At 44.9% G+C, this 21,345-nt stretch carries 21 protein-coding genes; 16 read left to right on the forward strand and 5 right to left on the reverse strand.

Features of this window, described 5'->3' with window-relative positions; all coding sequences use genetic code 11:
- The first annotated feature begins 120 nt into the window (after window positions 1–120).
- The 3 genes from BM056_RS03885 to BM056_RS26055 are packed head-to-tail and all read left to right on the forward strand — an operon-like array spanning window position 121 to window position 1,990.
- Window positions 121–1,467: a PDC sensor domain-containing protein gene (locus BM056_RS03885; RefSeq protein WP_092468895.1), complete on the forward strand. Its 1,347-nt coding sequence runs from the start codon at window positions 121–123 to the stop codon at window positions 1,465–1,467.
- Window positions 1,452–1,847, forward strand: coding sequence for a methyl-accepting chemotaxis protein (locus BM056_RS03890; RefSeq protein ID WP_092468897.1), 396 nt, complete (start codon window positions 1,452–1,454; stop codon window positions 1,845–1,847). The genes BM056_RS03885 and BM056_RS03890 overlap by 16 nt, the downstream gene beginning before the upstream one ends.
- Window positions 1,848–1,852: 5 nt before the next feature.
- Window positions 1,853–1,990 (forward strand): hypothetical protein, encoded by a 138-nt coding sequence (locus BM056_RS26055; RefSeq protein ID WP_165613364.1) that lies wholly within the window; start codon window positions 1,853–1,855, stop codon window positions 1,988–1,990.
- Window positions 1,991–2,022: 32 nt separating this feature from the next.
- Here BM056_RS26055 and BM056_RS03895 read toward each other — a convergent pair whose 3' ends face one another.
- Both BM056_RS03895 and BM056_RS03900 read right to left on the reverse strand, forming a co-directional pair.
- Window positions 2,023–2,730, reverse strand: a complete 708-nt coding sequence (locus tag BM056_RS03895) for a heparan-alpha-glucosaminide N-acetyltransferase (protein ID WP_238456292.1) — start codon at window positions 2,728–2,730, stop codon at window positions 2,023–2,025.
- A 277-nt stretch (window positions 2,731–3,007) separates the two neighbouring features.
- Window positions 3,008–3,265 carry a glutathione S-transferase family protein gene (locus tag BM056_RS03900; RefSeq protein WP_092468899.1) on the reverse strand — a complete coding sequence of 86 codons (258 nt, stop codon included), beginning with the start codon at window positions 3,263–3,265 and terminating at the stop codon, window positions 3,008–3,010.
- Window positions 3,266–3,494: 229 nt separating this feature from the next.
- On the opposite strand from BM056_RS03900, the gene BM056_RS03905 reads away from it, so the two are divergent.
- The 7 genes from BM056_RS03905 (at window position 3,495) to BM056_RS03935 (ending at window position 11,576) form a co-directional block, all read left to right on the forward strand.
- Entirely contained in the window at window positions 3,495–5,192 is a 1,698-nt protein-coding gene (locus BM056_RS03905; RefSeq protein WP_092468901.1) for a Na/Pi cotransporter family protein, read from the forward strand.
- 179 nt (window positions 5,193–5,371) lie between these two features.
- Complete coding sequence (locus BM056_RS03910; protein WP_092468904.1) at window positions 5,372–5,599, forward strand: DUF1659 domain-containing protein; 228 nt, start codon at window positions 5,372–5,374, stop codon at window positions 5,597–5,599.
- A 78-nt stretch (window positions 5,600–5,677) separates the two neighbouring features.
- On the forward strand, window positions 5,678–5,908 hold the full coding sequence (locus BM056_RS03915) for a DUF2922 domain-containing protein (RefSeq protein WP_092468905.1): 231 nt from the start codon (window positions 5,678–5,680) through the stop codon (window positions 5,906–5,908).
- 288 nt (window positions 5,909–6,196) lie between these two features.
- Window positions 6,197–7,519 (forward strand): ATP-binding protein, encoded by a 1,323-nt coding sequence (locus BM056_RS03920; protein WP_092468907.1) that lies wholly within the window; start codon window positions 6,197–6,199, stop codon window positions 7,517–7,519.
- Between the two features lie 424 nt (window positions 7,520–7,943).
- A complete protein-coding gene (locus BM056_RS03925; protein WP_092468909.1) occupies window positions 7,944–9,092 on the forward strand; it encodes a DUF2087 domain-containing protein in 1,149 nt (382 codons plus the stop codon).
- The gene (locus BM056_RS03930) at window positions 9,092–10,477 is read left to right on the forward strand and encodes an MATE family efflux transporter (RefSeq protein WP_092468911.1); all 1,386 of its coding nucleotides are present in this window, start codon (window positions 9,092–9,094) and stop codon (window positions 10,475–10,477) included. The genes BM056_RS03925 and BM056_RS03930 overlap by 1 nt, the downstream gene beginning before the upstream one ends.
- 148 nt (window positions 10,478–10,625) lie before the next feature.
- Window positions 10,626–11,576, forward strand: coding sequence for an EamA family transporter (locus BM056_RS03935; protein ID WP_092468912.1), 951 nt, complete (start codon window positions 10,626–10,628; stop codon window positions 11,574–11,576).
- 13 nt (window positions 11,577–11,589) lie between these two features.
- On the opposite strand, the gene BM056_RS03940 is transcribed toward BM056_RS03935, so the two are convergent.
- The 3 genes from BM056_RS03940 to BM056_RS03950 all read right to left on the reverse strand — a co-directional run bounded on the left by BM056_RS03940 (window position 11,590) and on the right by BM056_RS03950 (window position 15,463).
- The gene (locus BM056_RS03940; protein WP_092468914.1) at window positions 11,590–13,458 is read right to left on the reverse strand and encodes a heavy metal translocating P-type ATPase; all 1,869 of its coding nucleotides are present in this window, start codon (window positions 13,456–13,458) and stop codon (window positions 11,590–11,592) included.
- Window positions 13,459–13,528: 70 nt separating this feature from the next.
- The gene (locus BM056_RS03945) at window positions 13,529–13,948 is read right to left on the reverse strand and encodes a MarR family winged helix-turn-helix transcriptional regulator (protein WP_092468916.1); all 420 of its coding nucleotides are present in this window, start codon (window positions 13,946–13,948) and stop codon (window positions 13,529–13,531) included.
- Between the two features lie 327 nt (window positions 13,949–14,275).
- Window positions 14,276–15,463 carry an SAM-dependent methyltransferase gene (locus tag BM056_RS03950; protein ID WP_092468917.1) on the reverse strand — a complete coding sequence of 396 codons (1,188 nt, stop codon included), beginning with the start codon at window positions 15,461–15,463 and terminating at the stop codon, window positions 14,276–14,278.
- Window positions 15,464–15,838: 375 nt separating this feature from the next.
- Between BM056_RS03950 and BM056_RS03955 the strand changes: the two genes are divergently transcribed.
- From BM056_RS03955 to BM056_RS03980, 6 genes are all read left to right on the forward strand, one after another.
- Complete coding sequence (locus BM056_RS03955; RefSeq protein ID WP_337833487.1) at window positions 15,839–16,300, forward strand: HAD family hydrolase; 462 nt, start codon at window positions 15,839–15,841, stop codon at window positions 16,298–16,300.
- 267 nt (window positions 16,301–16,567) lie between these two features.
- Window positions 16,568–16,999 (forward strand): DUF3574 domain-containing protein, encoded by a 432-nt coding sequence (locus BM056_RS03960; protein ID WP_238456293.1) that lies wholly within the window; start codon window positions 16,568–16,570, stop codon window positions 16,997–16,999.
- Window positions 16,996–17,913: a DMT family transporter gene (locus BM056_RS03965; protein ID WP_092468922.1), complete on the forward strand. Its 918-nt coding sequence runs from the start codon at window positions 16,996–16,998 to the stop codon at window positions 17,911–17,913. Before BM056_RS03960 ends, BM056_RS03965 begins: the two co-directional genes overlap by 4 nt.
- Window positions 17,914–17,953: 40 nt before the next feature.
- On the forward strand, window positions 17,954–18,616 hold the full coding sequence (locus BM056_RS03970; protein WP_131820717.1) for a QueT transporter family protein: 663 nt from the start codon (window positions 17,954–17,956) through the stop codon (window positions 18,614–18,616).
- Window positions 18,617–18,767: 151 nt separating this feature from the next.
- Window positions 18,768–19,907, forward strand: a complete 1,140-nt coding sequence (locus tag BM056_RS03975) for an ABC transporter substrate-binding protein (RefSeq protein ID WP_092468926.1) — start codon at window positions 18,768–18,770, stop codon at window positions 19,905–19,907.
- Window positions 19,908–19,949: 42 nt separating this feature from the next.
- Window positions 19,950–21,344, forward strand: coding sequence for an NHLP bacteriocin system secretion protein (locus tag BM056_RS03980; RefSeq protein WP_092468927.1), 1,395 nt, complete (start codon window positions 19,950–19,952; stop codon window positions 21,342–21,344).
- The last annotated feature ends 1 nt before the right edge of the window (window position 21,345 follow it).

Genomic DNA, 21,345 nt, shown 5'->3' on the forward strand with positions numbered 1-21,345 from the left:
TGGCGACCGATGATTCGGTCGCTTTTGCTTTTCCGGGAGGTGAAAGGCATGACTTAGCTGTGATATTGCTGCCAATAAGTCGGTGTAATATGGTAAAGCATGAATGGGGTGTAGCGGCAAATGAAAAGTATCAAGCACAAATTAATATTATATATTGCAATTATTTTATTACTGGTATGCGGCGGTTTAGGCGTTATTGCCTATCAGAACGCTGCTAAATCTTTAATAGCCAATGCGGAAGAAACGCTGCCGGTTCTGGCTGTTGAAGGTTCTAAAATTGTAGAGAATAAGCTTGACGGGCAATTATCCGTTTTGGAGGCGAATGCGGCCCGGGAACGTGTCAGCAACGTGGACAACACCTGGGAGGATAAAAAATTAATATTGAATAATGAAGTTAAAAGGATGGGCCATTTGGGGATGGCTATTGTTGATACAAACGGGAACGCGCTGTCATCAAACGGTGCAACTTCTAATGTAGCCGACAGCGAATATTTCCAAAAAGCGTTATCCGGGCAAAGAGCTGTATCTGATCCTTTTATGAGTGAGGAATACAACGCTTTGGTTATGGTTTACGCTGTCCCGATTAAGAATGGTGATAGTGTGGTCGGTGTTTTAACCGCCACCAGAGACGGGAAAGAGTTATCCGATATAACCAGCGCCATTACCTATGCTAAAAGTGGCAAAGCCTTTATGATTAATAAAAATTGTATAACCATTGCCCATAGCAATATTGAACTGGTGGAGAACCGGGACAACGACCTGGAAAATGTGAAAAAGGATCCCCAATTACAAACTCTGGTCGAGCTGGAAAAGAGAATGATGGCCGGGGAAACCGGTGTCGGTGAATATGAGTATAACGGTGTATTTAAATATATGGGGTTTGCCCCTCTGGAAAGCACAGGCTGGTCTATCGCCGTGGCAGCCCCCAAAGATGAGGTTCTGGCAGGCCTGGCCAATATGAAAAAAAGCTCACTTGGAGCGTCATTAATTTTTCTGATTCTTGCGATATTGGGCGTTCTTGTGGTGGCCAGAATGATTACCGCTACTCTTAAAGCAAGCTTAAATCATTTAAAGCTGATTTCCCAGGGAGATTTCAGTGTAACCATTGAGGATAAATATCATCGCATCAAAGACGAAACCGGAGACATCGTAAGAGCTGCCGATACATTGCAAAAAACCATGCGGGAACTTGTGGGACATTTGGCGGAAAAAGCGGAAACCCTTTCCGCGTCTTCACAGCAATTAACTTCCAGCTCTCAACAAACCTCTGCCAGCGCTGCGGAGACTGCTTCAGCCATGTCTGAGATGGCCGGCACGGTGGAGCAGGTCAACCAGAATATGCAGCAAGTTGTAAGTGTATCCAGGTTAACATCCGAGCATGCGGAAAAAGGAAACCAGGGGTTGGACATGGTTAACCGGCAGATGGAAACCATTGCCGGTCAACTGATGCTGTGGCCGCATCCGTAAGCGAATTCAATGACAAAACCCAGCAAATCAGCCAGATTGTTGAATTGATTACCACTATAGCCGACCAGACCAACCTGCTGGCATTAAATGCCGCCATTGAAGCCGCCAGGGCCGGTGAACATGGCCGCGGCTTTGCCGTAGTTGCGGAAGAGGTGCGCAAGTTGGCGGAACAATCTGCTGCTGCGGCCGATGAAATCCGCAGCTTGATTCAGACTATCCAAACAGACGCTCATTCCATTGTTACCGACATAGTTTCTTCCGGTGCGGAAATTAAGAAGGGTGTGCAGGTGGTTGAAGAGGTCGGGGGCAGCTTTAAAAATATAATTGATGCGGTAAGAGGGCTCTATCCGCCCAGGTTGACGAGATTGCTGCAGCTATAGGGCAAATGTCCGACGGCGTGGAAAGCGTAGCCGCTTCCGCCGAGGAAGAAACCGCTACCATGGAAGAGGTTACGGCTTCCGCTGAAGCTCTTTCCAAGATGGCCGAAGAACTCAACACCATCATCGGCAGATATAAAGTATAACGCGTTGATTACCGCTTCCGGATCAAGCCGGCTCAGATATGATGAAAGATAACATACAGGGCTGCCATGATAAGTGGTTGGTGAATAAGATAAATAATAAGTGTATGTTTCCCGACTGCGGCAACCGGCTTCAAAAACCTGTTGGCTGTTGCGAAAAGGCTGCTGTTTTGTTTGTAGACCAACTTCCGGATGGATATTCCCCATAAGAATACTCCAAACCATGGAATTAACGGAAAGTAATCAACGGAATAAAAATCTGGTCCCATCAATCCCAGCGGTGCCAGCCAGTTATGGCTGACCGGCAATTGCGAAGCAGCATCTCCGGCCAGGATAATAATCGTTCCTATTGCCGCCAGCCAATAAGGAGAAAAATTGTTAAATACCGGGTAGAGCAGAAGGCACACGCCCAAAAACTGCAATATGCCGAATACGATGTTGGACCCTGGCACAACCAGATACATTACTATGTAAATGACATAGCCCCAGGCAATTAATTTAAAGGCCCTGCGGGTGTTTTTTTTGCTGAAAGTGCTGCTTACCCCGGCAATTAGAATAAATAAGATGGCAGCTGTTTTACCTATAATGAAATATAAGCCTTGATTATAAGCTATATTGACGTTATAGAACTCCTTGAGGTCGTAAAGCAGATGATAGGCAATCATCAGCAGCAGGGCCGTGCCCCTGATCGCATCAATTTCCCATAAGCGCTGCTGAACCGGTTTGGCCATGTTTTTTTCCATGTGTATGATTTCCTCTTTAAATGTTGGAAGCCATATTCCTACCTGCAATATAGCAAACAAAGCATAACCATAGCAAGTCTAAAAATAGTTTACTACCTTTGAAAATATTATTATGGTTTATCTCGTTAACCGCCGCTAAGACTCCCGCCTCTACAGGCGGGAGTTAAGCGGCGATAAACTCGAAATAAGTGCGACTAAGGTTCAGGTGGGGTCAAAACCCCACCTGAACCTTAGTCTTCTTTATTGTTTTCCGCCTTTAAATGCCGGGGTTGGAAATTTAACTTTCTACAGCCGGTTCAGGGCCAACTATAGAGAATTTTTGCATTAATTTCTCAATGGTAGTACATTCCTTTTTTAAATCTTCAAGAATCTTGGCCAGATAAACTGAAAAATCATTGTCGTGAATTGAATTTTTTAAACGGGTCATGTGATCTATGGAGATATTCCTATCCGTATAAGCCCGCCAGAGGGTATCGGCCTCATGTACATCCAGTTTTACCGCTTCTACTTGCCGGGGGTTTTTTAAAGAGATCATATTAATGCCCTCCAAGTAAATTTATATATATTATGTATCTTTTTTTTAAAGATATAATTTTAACGATGCCTGTACTTTTTAGCGCAAGGTGTAAGGGGATGCAGCTAAGGATATTTATTGACTAATATGTGAAATGTAGTACAATTAGGTTAATAGCTAATTAACCTTTTCTTAACAGTATCTTTACAATTTTTTAATATAACTTGCCCCTTAAAGGACGGTGATTTATTTGGAAACCTGGGAAACCGTAATCACAGGGTTTATTGGCGGCATGGGTCTTTTATTATATGGCATGTACATAATGAGTGAAGGGCTGCAAAAGGTGGCCGGTCATAGGCTGCGAACTATTCTTGGCAATTTAACCCGTAATCGTTTTGCTGCAGTCTTAGTGGGAATAGTTTTAACTGTTTTTTTTCAAAGCAGTACCGCCACAACTGTTATATTGGTTGGCCTGGCAAATGCGTCCATTATAACCTTACAGCAGTCTTTAGGTGTTATATTGGGGGCGGGTATTGGCACCACTGTTACCGCTCAGCTGATTGCCCTAAAAGTAACGGAAATTTCTTTCCCCATTGTCGGAATCGGGGCAACAATTATCTTTTTTGCCAAACGCGACCGATATCGAAGGATTGGTCAGATTTTGCTTGGTTTTGGACTTCTTTTCCTGGGCTTGCAGGTTATGGCCACAACAATGCAGCCATTGAAAGATGAGCCGCTATTCAGGCAAATGCTTTTAGGCGCCGGTAATTACCCGTTGCTGGCAATTATAGGTTCAACTATATTTACTTTTTTAGTCCACAGCAGTGCTGCTGCAATAGGTATTATCATGATTATGGCCATGCAGGGCCTGGTGTCATTGCACCCGACTATTTATTTAATATTGGGAGCCAATATAGGTACTTCATTCACCGCATTGCTGTCAAGCCTTGGTTCTTCAAGAGAGGCGCAAAGGGTGGCAATAGCTAATTTTCTCTTTAAAATCGTTATTGTTGTAATTCTTTTACCTTTTATTACGCCCTTTGCCAATTTAATAACCAAACTAAGCTCTTCCCCGGGCTATCAGGCTGCCAATGCTCATACATTATACAATATATTTCAGGCCATATTATTTTTACCTTTTATTAATCAGCTTGCCAAGCTGCTTAAAAAGATATTTCCCGATAAACAAACAGCAGAGGAAAAACAGTTGAAGCCCCGGTATCTTGATGAAAGGTTTATCACCAAGCCCGCCATCGGTTTGGGTTTGGCCTCAAAAGAAATAAATAACGCATCGGACCAGGTATATGACATGATCTGTTCTACGATCAACATTTTTGACCGAGGTGATGTTGTGCTGCTAAAAGAGATAAACGGCAAAGAGGAATATCTGGATATGCTTTGTAAAAACTTAACTAATTATTTAACGCAAATATTGCGTAAACCGCTTTCCAGAGAAGAATTTAACCGCTGCATGAGTTATATGAACATAATTAACGATTTGGAAAATATAGGAGACATCATTGAAAGAGATATTACCCATATCGCAACTTCCAAGATAACCAACGGAAGTCAATTTTCACAGGCTGGCTGGAAGGAAATCCAGCAGATGCACCAAAATCTTTGTAATTTAATGAGAATGGCTAACCTGGCCTTTATTTCCAGTGATAGTGACTTAGCTTATCAAGCCATTAAAAATTGCCCCAAGCTTGCCTTAATGGAAAGGAAACTTCGAGTCCAGCACTTTAATCGACTTATGGAGGGTACGGCAAATTCCATAGCTACAAGTTCAATTCATTTGGACCTTATAAGTTCTTTCTTGCGAATGAGTGAGCACATCAATAATATATGTCAGCAAATTATTACCAGAGGTGACGTAAGTAGTACATTGTTTAGCCATCATGAACAGGATTTACAAAGCAATGAGGATCAAATATGCTTTACTCATTAACAAATTTCAGTTCACGGGGAAAATTATTTTAAATTCTGATTGATCACTGTATTGGGGTATGCTAAATTTTAACTGGCCGAAGAAATTCGGCCTTTTTCTTTTCAGCGGCGGGGAATTCGGCCTCCCCGTCACTGAAACGGAAGGATGTTGTAAAAACCATTGATAGGAGGTGAAAATAAATGGCAGTCAGCAAAATACCCATCGGGACTGCGCTGCGCATCCAGTTCCAGACTGGTGTGGACGGCAAAGGCAACCCGGTCTACAGTACCAAAAGCCTGAACAATGTGAAAGACACAGCTGTGGACCAGGACATTTACGATGTGGCCCTGGCATTGGCCCAGTTGCAGGAATTTACGGTTGAAGCAGTGATGCGCGTAGACTCCGGCAGGCTGGAAGAAGCTATTTAACCGCTTGCGAGGGTTTAGTGCCCAAAGGTAAGTAATTTAACTAACTTAACGATTATATAACGAAAGGAGGTTTTTGATGTGGCAACCACGCAGAGCTTGCAGATGCGTTTTGTTACCCAGGCGGGCAACCGGGTGACCATTTCCCTGGATAGCCCCAAGGATAACTTGACCGAGGCGGAAGTAACCGCTGCCATGGAACAGATTATCGCCAAGAACATATTTGTAACCAGCGGCGGCGATCTGGTGGCCAAGGACAACGCCCAGATTGTGGACAGAACCGTCAGCGTTATTTATACTTCGCAACCTTAAAGGTAAAGGGTGGGGGATATACCCCACCCTTTAATATTTGGAGCCGGTGGTCTCAAAATAAATTATCTCGTTAACCGCCGCTAAGACTCCCGCCTCTACAGGCGGGAGTTAAGCGGCGATAAACTCGAAATAAGTGCGACTAAGGTTCAGGTGGGGTCAAAGCCCCACCTGAACCAAGTCTTCTTTATTGTATGATGTCTGTGGAAAGGAATTATCCTTTTTTGTGAGTAATAATAAGTTAATGCAGTTGATATTGTTAATTAAAGCCTAAACTTAAAGGAGGAGCTTATGGGCCATTTGGTCGGTAAAGATATTTATGGAAAACTGGGCGAAAAGATAGATAATCTCACCGTTAAAGCTCCCTGGAATGATGCTTTATATAAAATTTTAAAGGAGCTGTATGCCGGGGAAGAAGCCGAGCTGGTGGTAAAGATGCCTTATAACCTGTCCAATTTGCAAAGGCTCTCCAAAATAACCGGTTATGAGCCCACAAGGGTTAAAGGCATGCTTGATAAGCTTACGCATAAGGGATTGGTTATCGACCTTGCCAACAATGGAGAATATTACTATATGCCGTCCCCCATGGTAATAGGGGTTTTTGAGTTCACCATGATGCGGACGCAGGGAAATCTCAACTCCAAGGTTTGGGCGGAATTATTTCATGCCTACATGAGCGAAAGCGCGGATTTTCACAGGGCTAATGCCGGGGATGGCCAAAGGGTCAGCATTGCCAGGGCAGTGCCTCACCGTGACACGGTAGCACCGGAAGAAGCGGTGGAAATTCTGCCTTATGAAAAAGCGGAAGCCATAGTGGCGAGCCATAATAAATTTGCGATCGGCTTGTGTTCCTGCAGGCACGAGAAGCTGCACCTGGACTTAAAAAGCTGTGACGTGCCCCTTGATACTTGCGCGTCTTTTGGTTATGCGGCTGATTATTTAATTAGAAACGGGATGGCGCAAGAGGTTAGCCGCCGGGAGATGTTGGATAACCTGGAACGTTCAAGAGAGTTGGGGCTTGTTTTTTCAGCGGACAACGTTAAAAGAAATGTGACATTTATTTGCAGCTGCTGTTCCTGCTGTTGCAATATTTTGCACGGTATTAACAACTTTGGTTATCATAATACACTTGTTACTTCAAGTTTTATTGCCGGTGTGGACAAGGAAAAATGCACCGGGTGCGGGAAATGCGCACGCGCCTGTCCGATAAATGCAATTAAAATGGAACAGGCTGCAGCTGCCGAAGGCCGAACAATAAAAAGTAAATATTATGCTCAGGTAGAAGCTTCCATTTGCTTGGGCTGTGGTGTCTGTGCTTTAAAATGCGCAAGCGGAGCCCTGCAATTAAAAAAGCGGGAGCAGAAAGTAATCCACCCGGAAACTACCTTCGAACGCAATATTTTGCAAAGTCTTGAGCGAGGTAACCTGCAAAACTTTATCTTCGATAGTCCCGAGGCCGTTACGCACAGGGTAATGCGCGGTTTAATTGGAGGCTTTTTAAGACTGTCACCGGTGAAAAAAGCTCTAATGAGCGATCAGCTCCGTTCTGCGTTTTTATCCATGATGACTGCGGGAGTTAAGCTCCAGGGAGGCGGCTGGATGACTAAAATTTAATCCCATTTTATCAAACCTTACTGAGAATATCTTTAAGGCAGCCCTGTATCCAGGTAAACTTCGGAATAGCGCCTGCATATATCCTCCATAATATCAGTAATCTACTAATGAATTTAATATCTTCATAAAATAAGGTTCCTCAACATTTTTTCCCCCGTATAATACTTTGATGATTTGTTACCGGCTGGAACTAAACGGTTACATTATAACATTAGATAAATATCAGCAAAAACGCCTGTTTTGCTGTTTTTCCCATTAGCTATGTTTTAAAGGGCCGTGAACGGCGATATGGATATTTATTGTATTATTAAGATATTGCAGTTATAATAATTAGTTTAAGACCGACCTTCTTAGTTGACAAAAAACCAAACATATGTGTAAAATGTTTGTTATATGAACAATCAAATTGAGGAGGTGTTTATGGTTGAAAAATTTGGATTTAATTTGGAATGCTGCAGCGGAAGAAATTAAAAACGGATATGTTGAAGCAGAGGGCTATTATATTTGCCTGCTCTGCGGTAAAAAAATAGAGAAAGGGGTTATTTATCCCGAGGAAGATATGCTCTATGAAGCCGGCAGGTATATGCGTGTTCATATTGAGAAGGAGCATGCATCGGTGTTCGATTACCTGATTCAACTGGATAAACGGCTTACAGGTCTTACGGAGCATCAAAAAAAACTGCTGCAGCTTTTTTACCAGGGCAAAAGTGATAGTGAAGTTCAAAAGGAAATGGGTATCGGCAGTGCTTCCACCATTCGGAATCACCGGTTTGTATTAAAGGAGAAAGAACGTCAGGCCAAAGTGTTTCTGGTGCTGATGGAGCTTCTGAAGGATAAGAATAGTCGTTCACCAGGCTATCTGCCTCCGCATATAACAGCAAAGATGATAGATGACCGCTACAACATTACGCAGGAGGAAAGCGAGAAAATACTTAAAAAATACTTTCCTGCAGGTACGGATGGCCCATTAAAGACTTTAGATATGAAAGAAAAAAATAAGCTGGTTGTTCTTAGGGAAATTGCCAGGAGATTTGAAGCGGATAAGTTTTATGACGAAAAGGAAGTTAATACCATACTGAAAACTGCCTATGATGATTTTGTTACTTTACGAAGGTATTTAATTGAGTATGGGTTTATGGACAGAAAGCCGGATGGCAGCCGCTATTGGCTAAAAAGTAAATCAAACGGGGTGGAGGTGGAGGATATGGATCGTAGAAAAGAATTAAAGCAGCAGTACAAGGAAATGAAAACAGAGGGCGGGGTTTACCAGATTAGAAACACTAAAAATCAAAAGGTGTTTGTAGCTGCCACTCCAAATTTTAAAACAATCAATGGAAGAAAAACTATGTTGAGAGCGGGAGGACATAAAAACAGGGCACTTCAAGATGAATGGAATCAATTTGGCGCGGACGCCTTTGTGTTTGAAGTGCTGGAAGTCCTGGAAGAAAAGGAAGAGGGCTACTTTGATAAAGCGGATGAACTGAAAAAGCTGGAAAAAAAGTGGCTGGATCAGCTGCAGCCGTTTGGGGAGCGCGGTTACAATCAACCTAAAAAGGAAGCGAAAGCCAGGTAATGGAAGCCGTTAAACCGCAGCAGCAAAGTAATGACAGTAAGCCTATATGGCACTTAATGCTGGTTTTTCTACTGCCGCTGATTCTCAGTAACGGGCTGCAGTCGGTGGGCCAGCTGGTTGGCAGCATTGTTGTCGGAAGGTGGCTGGGCGTAACGGCGTTAGCCGCAATTTCAGCCTTCTTTCCGCTGTTTTTTTTGGCCATCTCCTTCGTCATCGGCATAGGCGCAGGCAGTTCAATTTTAATCGGGCAGGCCTACGGCGCCCGCAACGAGGAAAAGATGAAGGCTATCGTTGGGACAACGCTCACATTCACTTTCCTGCTCGGTCTGGCACTGGCCATAATTGGGGGCATATTCACCTGGGATATTATGAGTTTAATTGGAACCCCGGCCAATATCATTGCCGTAAGCGTCCATTATGCGCGGATATTGTTTTGGTCCATGCCGGTTTTGTTTTTGTATTTCGCCTACACAACTTTTATGCGCGGCACTGGTGATTCCAAGACACCCTTTTACTCTCTTTTGGTCAGCACGGCCTTGAACCTGGGTCTGCTGCCGTTCCTGGTTTTTGGCTGGCTGGGTTTGCCAAAGTTTGGCATATACGGGGCGGCGTACGCAGCAGTGATATCGATAGTTTTAACGTTTGTCCTGATGCTCATTTACCTCAATAAAACAAAGCATCCATTGCAATTTGATGCCTCTGTGCGGCAGCATCTTCGGATAGATCTTGACTTGCTAAAGCTGCTGCTGCGTTTGGGCATTCCATCAAGCATCAACATGATTCTAGTATCACTTTCTGAAATTGCGGTTATTTCCTTTGTGAACCGGTTTGGCTCCGATGCAACCGCTGCTTATGGCGCTGTAAACCAGGTTGCAAGTTATGTACAAATGCCTGCGGTAAGCCTCGGCATAACGGTGTCGGTATTTGCCTCACAGTCGATTGGGGCAAATCGTCTTGAACAGCTCAAGGATGTGATTCGGGCCGGGGTTGTGCTCAACTATGTTATTGGTGGAATTCTAGTTATACTGGTCTATCTGTTTGCGCAGGTAATATTATCCTGGTTCATCACCAGCCCGGGCACACTACAGATAGCTCATAGACTCCTTATGATCACATTATGGAGTTATTTGATCTTTGGTCACGCGCAGATTATTACCGCTACGATGCGCGCCAGTGGAACTGTTTTTTGGCCAACAGTGATCAGCGTTGTTTCCATCTGGTGTGTCGAGGTTCCCGTGGCCTACTGGCTGTCCGGCTTTACCCGGCTCGGTATCGAGGGAATATGGATCGGTTACCCGGCTGCCTTCATTGTCAGCCTGATTCTGCAATACGCTTATTACCAGTGGTCATGGAAAAAGAAGCGTATTACCGCTCTTATCCATTAAAAATTGTTTTGTAACCGGTAGTAAAATAACTTATAATTGAATTATTTGAGGCAACATAAATTGCCCGGGTGTTATGTCCGCTATGTTTTGGCCTGCCTGTGCGGTCACAATACCGGGCTGAACTTTTTTAAGCAAGAAGGTTGGATAAATGGAAAATAAAAATGCCGCTTTTAATGACCCCCGCGTATTGTTTGCTTACATAACGGTCTGCATCCTCTGGGGGTCTACTTATTTGGCCATCAGGGTGGGGGTGAGTGATTTGCCCCCGGGTTTATTTGCGGGTATCAGATTTATTACAGCCGGGCTGATAATGCTGGCCTTTGCCAGGATCAGGGGATTAAAAAACGCCCCCGGCCGCCGCGATATCGTGAATTCTGCTATTGTAGGGTTGTTCCTGCTTTACGGCGGCAACGGCCTGGTGGTGTGGTCGGAACAATGGCTGGCTTCAAGTCTGGCAGCGCTGCTTATAGCCACGGTGCCCCTGTTTGTTGCTCTTATTGACACAGTGGTACCTGGTGGAACTCCTATTGGGTGGCTTGGCTGGGTCGGTTTGCTAACCGGTTTTTCCGGCGTTGCGCTATTGATGGCACCGGGCATTGAGCTGGGGGGAACTCAGCTTGCCGGATTGATAGCCATATTACTGGCGGCTTTGTTATGGGCTTCGGGTTCTGTTTTTTCTTCCCGCAAGCCTACCAGCTGTTCAATTGTTTATTCTATTGCAATACAGTTCCTGGCCGCCGGTATTGCTTTGAGCACGACGGGCCTGTTCGCCGGCGAATTGCCCCGTTTCCACCTGACTAGGGCCGGAATTGGCGCCATGCTGTACCTGATTTTTTTTGGGTCCTTGGCGGGTTATAGTGCCTACATTTACATATTAAAAGCCATGCCGCCGGCTAAGGCGTCCACCTACGCTTATGTTAATCCGGTTGTTGCGGTGCTGCTGGGCTATTTTATCTTAAAAGAGCAGGTTACTGTAATAACCGTAATAGCCGCGGCAATAATTTTGGGTGGCGTATTGCTGGTGCAGATGTCCAGAACGAAGGCGCCTGTTGAGTCTCCCGGGGCTGATAAATTGACTACTGTGTCCAAGAGTGCATAAAAGCAAAAGCCAATTAGTATTTTCCTGATGATAAACTGATTAGCCGGGCGGAATTTAAGACTACCAGTACGGACCCGAAATTGTGGGTAATCGCGCCCATTATCGGATTTAATAAACCGAATCCCGATGCCAACAAGGCCAGCGCATTAAAAGCCAAGGCAAAAGCAATATTAAAATTAATGGTTTTTATGGTAGCCCGGCCAAGCTGGAAAAGATACGGCAGTTTGGCCAGGTTGTCCTCCATCAGGGCGATATCCGCCGCTTCAATGGCCACATCCGTGCCCATGGCGCCCATGGCAATGCCGATATCGGCAGCGGCCAGCGATGGGGCATCGTTAACACCGTCACCAATCATGGCCACTTTATGGCCCGCTTGCTGAAGCTCTTTGATCTGAGTTAATTTTTGCTCCGGCATGAGCCCGGCCCGGAATTCCTTTATGCCGCTTGCTCCGGCAACATGAGCCGCCACCCCGTTGTCATCACCGGTTAACATGATGATTTTCTCAATACCGGACCCCGGCAAAGATTTAATCAAGCCACCAACCCCGGGCCGGATACTGTCTTTAATATATATTTTACCAATAATTGAATTGTTTTCTTTTACTATAAGCGTTTTGACTCCCGGTCCGAATTTTGTGAGACTATGTTCTGCCACGGACTTTGTTTCAGGTGTCAAGCCGCCAACAAAAATATTTTTATTATCAACCGCTGCCTCAACACCCAGTCCAGCTACGTTGGTGAATGATTCCGGCTCGGCAACAGCAATTCCCCTTTCCTGCGCGAGCTCCAACACAGCCCGGGCCAGAGGGTGCTCGGAATACTTTTCCGCCGTGGCCGCCGCGGCCAGAACATAATCCTCGGATGCCCCGTTTAACGACTTAATCCCGGCAACCACAGGATGACCGGTGGTAAGGGTGCCTGTTTTATCAAAAACAACAGTGTCCAGCCTGGCAACCTCCTCCAGAAAAGCGCCCCCTTTAATCAAGATGCCGTTTTTGGAGGCATTGCCCAGGGCCGCTACGATGGCTGTCGGGGATGAAAGAATAAAGGCGCAGGGGCAGCCTACAATAAGCACCGTAATGGCCCTGAATATATCCCCTGTGAAAAGGTAAACCGCGAAACTGACAGCGATCATGAAGGGAGTAAAATATTTGACGTAACGATCCATGACCCTTAAAATGGGAGCTTTTTGGCTTTCAGCTTCCTGTACCAGTTTAATCAGTTTCCCCAGCGACGTTTCCCCGCCCACTTTCAGGGTCTGCACCACTATCATTCCGGAATAGCTGGTGGAGCCGGCGTAAACCAGATCTCCCACTGTTTTATCCACAGGCAGGGACTCTCCGGTCAGCGAAGCCTGGTCCAGGGAGGCCTGGCCATGAACAACCCTGCCGTCAACCGGAATTTTTTCTCCCGGGCGGATTAGCACTTGATCACCCAACTTAATTTCCCGCACCGGGACGGAAACTTCAACTCCCTCACGCATTACCGTGGCCTGCTCGGGGCTTATCCGGATCAGGCTGTCAATAGCGGAACGGGCTTTTTGCGCAGTAAACTGTTCCATTAACGAGCCCAATACCATAATCAGGGATACCAATGCCGCCGGCAGGTACTCTCCAATCAAAACCGAGGCTATAATGGCCAAGCTAACCAGTTCGTCAACATTAAGTTCTTTTTTCAGCAACCCATTAACCGCACCCCAAATGATTGGCCCTCCCAGTAAGGCAAGAGCAAGTAAAGACGATATATCGGCCGGAACCGGGTAATCTCTTTTTCCCAGTATGTAACCGGCTAAAATTAAGCAACTGCCTATAATTACGATGTAGAATTCTTTCATTTGCATCAACTCCCGGTACTTACCGAGATTTGCATATCGACCAATCAATTCGCCCGTCTCCTTTCATTAGGTCATGCTGATGTCATGCTGCGGAATGATCAATAAAGCTGCGCCGGCGTTAAAAAGTTTCGGCGTTGATCTTCTTGAGGATATTCAGCAACTGCCCAATTTCATCTTCGTTAAGAGCAGTAAGCATCTGCTCGGTTAGATTAAGGTGATACTGGTGATGTTCCTTAAAGGCGTTCATTCCTTTATCCGTTAAAACAATCAGGTTGACCCGCCTGTCTTCTTTGCTTGATTCACGTCTGGCATAATCCTTTTTTTCCAGCCTGTCCACCGTTACTGTGGTGGTTCCGGTGGTTACGCCTAATTTTTGAGCCAGGTTTTTCATGTTCATATTTCCGTACTGTCCCAGTACTTCAATGGCGTGGGCTTCTGAGACTGTCAGGTCACTGCTGCGGATTACCGAACTTTCCCAGGAAGAAAATCCGTTAAAAAATTGCAACAGTTCGTCGGTCAGCTCTTCAACGGGCTTCATTAACAACACCTCCTTTGGTTTTAGTAATGTTAGATTATGTTATTGTTTGAATTTCAATTATTATGATAGCACACGTACATTAGTTTGACAATCAAATATTTTTAAATTAAAACAAAAGCAGGTGTAAATTTACACCTGCTAATTGGGGTAGTACCAGCAAAGCTGACACCACCCGCCAAGTAGTTCCCAATTAATGGTCCCACCCAACTCTAATACGGCAAACTCTGCATTGCCCAGGTTAAATATGCCTTTTTCCCAGCGCGGTCGGCAGATTTGTAATCAATAGGTTTCGCATCACTCGGATTAATTTTTACCGGTATTTACAGTTTAAGCATAGATATGCTCAAGCGTTAGCTGCAGGCTGTTATTGAGCCCCTTGGAAAACAGCAGCTGGTAGACATCCAGCCCCGATACCCTGAAGGAAGCGGCGCAGCTGCGCAGGTAAAGACCCCACATGCGCACGAACCGCCGGCCAAACTTTTGCTCAATAGCAGCAAGGCGGCCGTGGAAGTTTTCAAACCACCGGTCCAGCGTCATGGCGTAATGCATCCGCAGGCTTTCTAGGTGCAGGGTATGGAAATCATATTCCGGCAAAAGCGATACTGTTTCCCGCAGCGAAGGAATATAGCCGCCGGGGAAAATATAAGTGTCTATCCATGAATTGACGGGGTGTTCATCCACTCCGGAAATGGTATGCAGCATAGACAGCCCGCCGGGAACCAGTAATTTGTTTATTTTCTCCATATATACGGGCATGTTTTGTTTACCCACATGTTCAAACATGCCGACGCTGACTATTTTGTCGAACTGGTATTCATTTTCATCCAGGTCCAGGTAATCAAGCAGTTTGACTTCAACCCGGTCACTTAAACCCAATTGGGCGATCCGCTCCTTGGTGGCCCGGAATTGTTCTTCGCTGATGGTAATACCCAGGGCCTGCACGCTATACTGCCGGGCTGCCCGGATAATCAGCCAGCCCCAACCGCTGCCGATATCCAGCAGGCGCTCCCCGGGCTGCAGCTGCATTTTTTTGAGGATGTGGTCTATCTTTTGCAATTGCGCCTGATACAGCGAATCCTGGGGTGTTTTAAAATAAGCGCAGGAATAGCTCATGGTTTCATCCAGCCACAGGGAGAAAAAGTCATTGCCCAGGTCGTAGTGGCGCTGAATGTTCTGCTTTTGCTTGAGCCTGGCGGCCGCTCCGCAAAGCGTTTTGACGGCGGAAAACGCTTTGCCTTTTAGGCCGTGGTCATTAAGATTACTTTTGTTTAATTCCGCAATGCGTATAATTTCCTCCAGGCTGCCTTCAAAATCAATAATCTCGTCCATGTAGGCCTCACCGAAGGATAATACCGGGTCATCCAGATTAAAAGTCAGGGGCAGCGGCTTGTGGAAAACAAGCTTCGCTCTGGGGATTCCGGTGCCGTACCGCACCTCTTCACCGTCCCAGTATTTAACCTCAAAGTCACCTTCGCTAGCTTTTTCAAATAAAGCTTTAAGCAATTGTTTTCTCATTTACCAAGCACCTCCTTTTAATATCTCTCAAGTTTTTATTTTTTTATTGTATTAAATGTAATGTAAGCTGTTTATATGTATGATTTATACAAGCTGCTTCCGATGAAAGTGGTAAATTTGTTTTGTACTTGGGGCAAGACCCCGCCAAGAGATATTATTACCTGCGCCCTGGAAAATACACAGTTCCTACCATAAAATAGTAGGAATTGTTGACCTAATTGGCTGTTCTGATAGTAATTAAATTTATTTAGGTATAAGCAGGTAATATAGTTGGCTTAAGATAAATAATTAGATCGCAACTGCGGCCGGGTGCGGTATGATATGTGGGAGCGGGCGGATCATTTTCCTTGAAAGGAGGTGGAAAGCTTGATTTCAGTGGATGTACCCGGCCGCGGCACGCTGCAGTTTAAACACATCGTGCTGGATTATAACGGTACAATGGCCAAAGACGGCATGCTGCTGCCCGGCGTCGAGGAAAGCCTGAACCGGCTCAGCGAGAGTCTGGAAGTACACATTCTGACTGCCGACACCTTCGGCAAGTGCCGGGGTGAGTGCAGTGGCATCAAAGGTACCGTTCAGATTCTGTCCCAGTCAATCGGGGCCGGAGAAAAGGAAGCCTTCGTGGAACGCCTGGGGGCGGAGCATACCGTGGCGGTGGGCAACGGCGCCAACGACCGGCTGATGCTGGCGAAAGCCGCTCTGGGCATGGTCATCTTGGGACCGGAAGGAACCTCGGTGCAGGCGCTGCAAAGTGCCGATGTGGCGGTAAAGGAAATCAATGAAGGACTGGAAATGCTGCTACAGCCCAAACGATTGATTGCAACCCTTCGTCTGTAAGCTAGAGTTAAGTTAAGTTACGGGTATCTGCTATTGCCCGGCTTTGTTCACAATATAATTATCATCAGAGGCAATAAGCAGATCACTGAGAAGAAAATGTTTTAGTTTTTTTAAAAAATTGTGTAATGAAAACCGATCCACTACGTATTAACATGTAACAAGTTAAAGAGAGCCCCGGTGTCTCAATCTTTAAACAGATTTTATATTATATCATCTGCACGACTTTAGCTGTCAGATTTCAATAGAGGCATTATCACATATAAGAGGATGAAAACAATGAAAAAATGGTTTGTATTGATGATATTAACGGTTACACTTGCTATTTGTGTTTCCGGCTGTTCCACGCTAACGAAAAAAAGCTTTGCCAATAATGAAGCAGTCCAATATACCTTGTATATTGGCTTAAATGATAAGGATACCTACCAACAAAAGATACCCACCGGGGAAGCAGAAAAGAAGGTGAATGCTATTGCTTTGAAATATGTTGATGGTTTTACGGAATTTTCGGGAAAAGGTGTTTATAAAGATGATAAAGGGGTTGTAACATATGAAAATAACCTTATCTATATATTTAATTCTGCCACTGATGAGCAGATGAAAAGCATTATGGGAGAGGTGCTAAAAGAGCTGGACCAAAACGCAGTTCTCATTGAAAAACAAAAGGTGGGCTATGAATTCTACGGGGGTAAAAATTCATGACACTGCTGGAATCAAACATAATATTGTTTTCGATTACTTTGTGCTGGGCATCGTCTTACATATTCATGAAAAACCTGCCGGTTAATCTTTCGCCATTTGCCTATGTGACATTGACAGCCGGGCTTGCAAGCATCATCCTTTTTATAGTGTTTTTTAAGAGAATTCGTGATTTTAATAAAAACGTTCTATTAAGAAGTGCGGTTATGGCGGCGATTTTATGTACCAGTTTAATTTTTGAAAAGTTGGGCATTGCTTCTATTCCAGCATCAACTGCAAGTTTTGTTGCCTCTCTCAATGTTGTTATTGTGCCGCTGCTGCTGCTGTTTTTTAAGGAAAAGCTATCAAATAATAATTTCCTGGGAATTCTTCTTATTTTAATAGGATTAGCGCTGGCAAGTGGAATAAAAATAGGACAACCATTGAAAATTGGGATGTTATATATGTTTTTTTCCTCCTTATTTATATCGGTTTTTATTATATGTACTGATAGATTTACTAAGGGATACGATCCGTTGCTTTTGGGTGTGGGTCAAATGTTTTTTACTGCTATCATTGCCTTTGGTCTATGGAGCTTTGAGGAACCAGGAACATTTCTAGCCCTTTCCTACTCAAATGAAATGCTGGCCAATATATTTATGCTCGCCTTTTTTTCTAAAGCGTATGCCTACATTATGCTTATGTATTCTCAAAAATATGCAAACCCGCTTAGCGTTACAGTTATAGCCTCTACAGAACCCATAGTAACCATGGTTTTAGCTTTTCTTATCCCGGGTACCTTTGGCGTTACGGAAAGCTTTACCCTAATAAAGATAATAGGTGCTGTATTTATTGCAAGCGGTGCAATTTGTGCAGGTACAAACTTTTTAAGCAAAAGGGAAGTGAAGCCTCTTGCAGGAAATACTATCACCCTTTAAACAGAAAAATACATTACTACACATATGTTTGTGTGCCTTAGTGTTTATAGGAATGGCGGTTCCTTTTAAAGTGATGGTGCTGATTAAGGGAGTTACCGAGGTCCGCCCGGTCAATGCTGTGCCGGTTGCGGTGGGGCTCTTGTTTGGCCCGGCAGGAGCATGGGGCTGTGCTATTGGCAATTTGATTGCCGACTTGTTTGGCACTTTTTCCAAGGGATCTGTTCTAGGCTTCGCTGGCAATTTTATAGCAGCCTATCTGCCCTTTAAACTATGGCATATTTTTAGAAAGGGTGAGGCACCAAATGTCAAAAGCTTGAAAAATATTGGGATATATATCTTTATTTCGGCAATTGGAGCCCTTGCCACAGGAATTCTTATTGCTTGCGGAATGGATGTGTTTTTAGGCTTTTGGTCACGAGAACTTTTTACAATCATTTGCCTGAACGATTTTCTCTTCCCTCTGTTTATAGGATTGCCGGTGTTTATTGTGCTTACCTGTGAGGATAATAAAATTCCTCCATTTATGCCGCAAAGACAATCCGGATCACCTGCACTGAGAAACGCATGCGTAGTTCTGTCTGTTGTTATGGCTCTAAGTGTGTTAATTATGGTGTATTTAGGGTTTGCCATGTCGGGCAGTTTATTGATGCTTATCTGCGGCGGTGTGTTTTTGCTGTCGATAGCGGGGGTAATTGTTTTATAAAAGATTATTGACGATTTTTGTTACTATTCAGAATTCAGTAGTCAGAATACCTTAACCCGGTTCTATTATTCTGACTCCTATGTTGTTATAGATGCTGAATAGTTACCGATTTTTAATAGATGTAGATATTTATAGCGGAGGATATACTGCCATGTCAAAGGGTCACTGGATAAAGATCTTGATAAGTATACTGGTGACAAGTGTTTTATTTTTTGTAATGTTTGGCTTGTTTATGAGCTTCTCGAATAGAAAAGGACAGGTAGATATTGTAATTGGTGTGGCCTGGCCTTTTTCAGTAGAAGACGACCTGTTCAAAGAGGGGGTCGAATTGGCTGCGGAGCAAATCAATGCCAGGGGAGGGGTAAACGGGCACAAGGTACGTTTAATCGAGAAGGATGATCAAGAAACTATTACCGGCGGGATGAATGTTGCCCAGTCCTTTACGAAAGTTCCCAACCTGACGGCTGTGATCGGTCATAGTGTCTCTTTTATCTCCACCGCAACCTCAAGAATTTATGAGAACGCGGGCATTGTTATGCTTTCTCCCTCTTCAACCGCTCCCGCCCTTACTAAAAAGGGATACAAATATATTTTCAGAAATATTCCCAGTGATGATGAGATTGCCAGGCAGCTGGCCTTATATGCCGCCAGGCAGGGCCAACGGCGCATGGTGATTTATTATGCTGATGATTCCTATGGAATTGGCCTGGCCAATTCCTTTGAGGATTACGCCCGAAAGAACGGGATTGAAATTGTCGACCGTTTTTCCTATTACGCCGATACAAGAGATCTGGACAGAATTAGCGCGAAGTGGAAAGCACTTGATTATGACGGTATTTTTGTCGCCCATTTTATGCCTGACGGGGCTCAGTTTATTGCCGACGCTGCTAAGACAGGTGTAAATGTGCCATTTTTTGCCGGTGACGCCATGGATACGCCGCAGCTTTACCAGGTTGCCGGAAAGGCTGCGGAAGGAACAGTGGTCGGAACGATTTTTAATCCCCGGGATACCAGGCCAGAAGTAAAGTCCTTTATCAAAGACTTTTACAGCAAATATGGTAAAATGCCGACTCCATACGCCGCCCAGGGCTATGATGCAGTTAATTTACTGGTAGAGGCCGTAAAGGAAGCTGATTCGGCAAGTCCTTCCGCTGTCGCCCAAAAACTACGGACATTCAAGAACGTACCCGGTGTGGCCGGCTCGCATACTTTTACGGACAACGGAGATGACATTGGAGATCTGGTGGTGAAAAAAATGATCAAAAACGGACAATTTGAGTATATCCATTAGTGAAATAATGACGTAATGCAGAGTAAAGAGGTGGCTTGACTCATGGCACAGGGTTTGTTCCGCAAGGTAGCGTTGGACAAGCTTTCATCCCCCGAACAACTTGACCAGCTAATAACAGTGACTACGCCCAGGGCATGGTTTGCTTTGCTGGCAATGGCATGTATTCTGGCAACGTCCGTACTGTGGGGTATTCTCGGGAATATCCCCACAAAAGTTTACGGGCAGGGAGTTATAGCCAATAGTTTTGGCATATACAATATCTTCAACAGTAGTTCCGGCCAGATTTCCGATATCCGAGTCAGAGTGGGCGACCATGTTAAAAAGGGAGAAGTGGTGGCAAGAATTGATCAACCCCAGCTGGCGGCACAAATTAACGATTTAAAGACTGTACAGAATCAGTTAAAAAAGCTTGACGAGAACGGTATCAAAGGGGATGGCGATAAAAACATCGGTTCGGAATTAGTAGACCTGTACAGTTTAACCCAAAAAATTACGGAGGCCGAAGCAACCCTTACATACGCAGAGGCTGATTATAAAAATGCCATATCGGGACAGTCGTATGATATACAAATGGCAGAGATTAATTTGGAACAAGCCCGGGTTGGTGAAAAGGACAAACAAAGTTACCTGGATAAAATGACAGTTCTTTATAAAAACGGCGCAGTTTCTGAAAACGATTTTAATAATGCCAAAAGAGATTATGACTTGCAGCACCTGGCAGTGCAATCGGCCCGGGAGAATTTAAACAAGCTGACAGCCGGCGATTGGGAGGATACCATAATTACCTACAGGGAAAAGTTGGAAAGTGCTCAGCTTTCGCTGCAGATGCTCAAAGAGCAATTCGCCACTACCAGGGCGACAAAAATTGCTGAAACCGGGAACAAGATTGAAAAATTACAGAATGAACTGATCTCTTCCTCGGAAATAGTAGCGCAGGTGGACGGCCGGGTGGTGGAAGTCATGGTGAATAAGGGAGATATTGTTCAACCGGGGACAAGCCTTTTTAGCCTGGATCGCGAGGGAAGCACCATCAAACAGGAAGCGGTGCTGTATGTCCCGGCTGAGCTGGGAAAAAGGATTTCACCCGGGATGGAGGCGCTAATTTCCCCCAGCACAGTGAAAAAGGAAGAATACGGCTACATACTGGGCAGGGTGACTTCGGTGTCCGAGTATCCGGCTACCGACCAGGACATGATGCATACCCTGGGGAGTGAAGGGCTGGTGGCCAAGCTGGCGGGGCAGGGCGCAGCACTGGAAATACATGTGGACATTACGGTGGACAGCTCCACCGTGAGCGGGTTTAAGTGGACATCTACCGGCGGGTCGCCGCAAAAAATCAATAGCGGCACATTTTGCGACGGTTCTGTGGCCATAAGTAAAGAGCGTCCCATCAGTATGGTTATACCCACGCTAAAAAGAGTCCTTTCTATTTATTAGT

The organism is Desulfotruncus arcticus DSM 17038, from assembly GCF_900113335.1.
Classification (GTDB): domain Bacteria; phylum Bacillota; class Desulfotomaculia; order Desulfotomaculales; family Desulfallaceae; genus Desulfotruncus; species Desulfotruncus arcticus.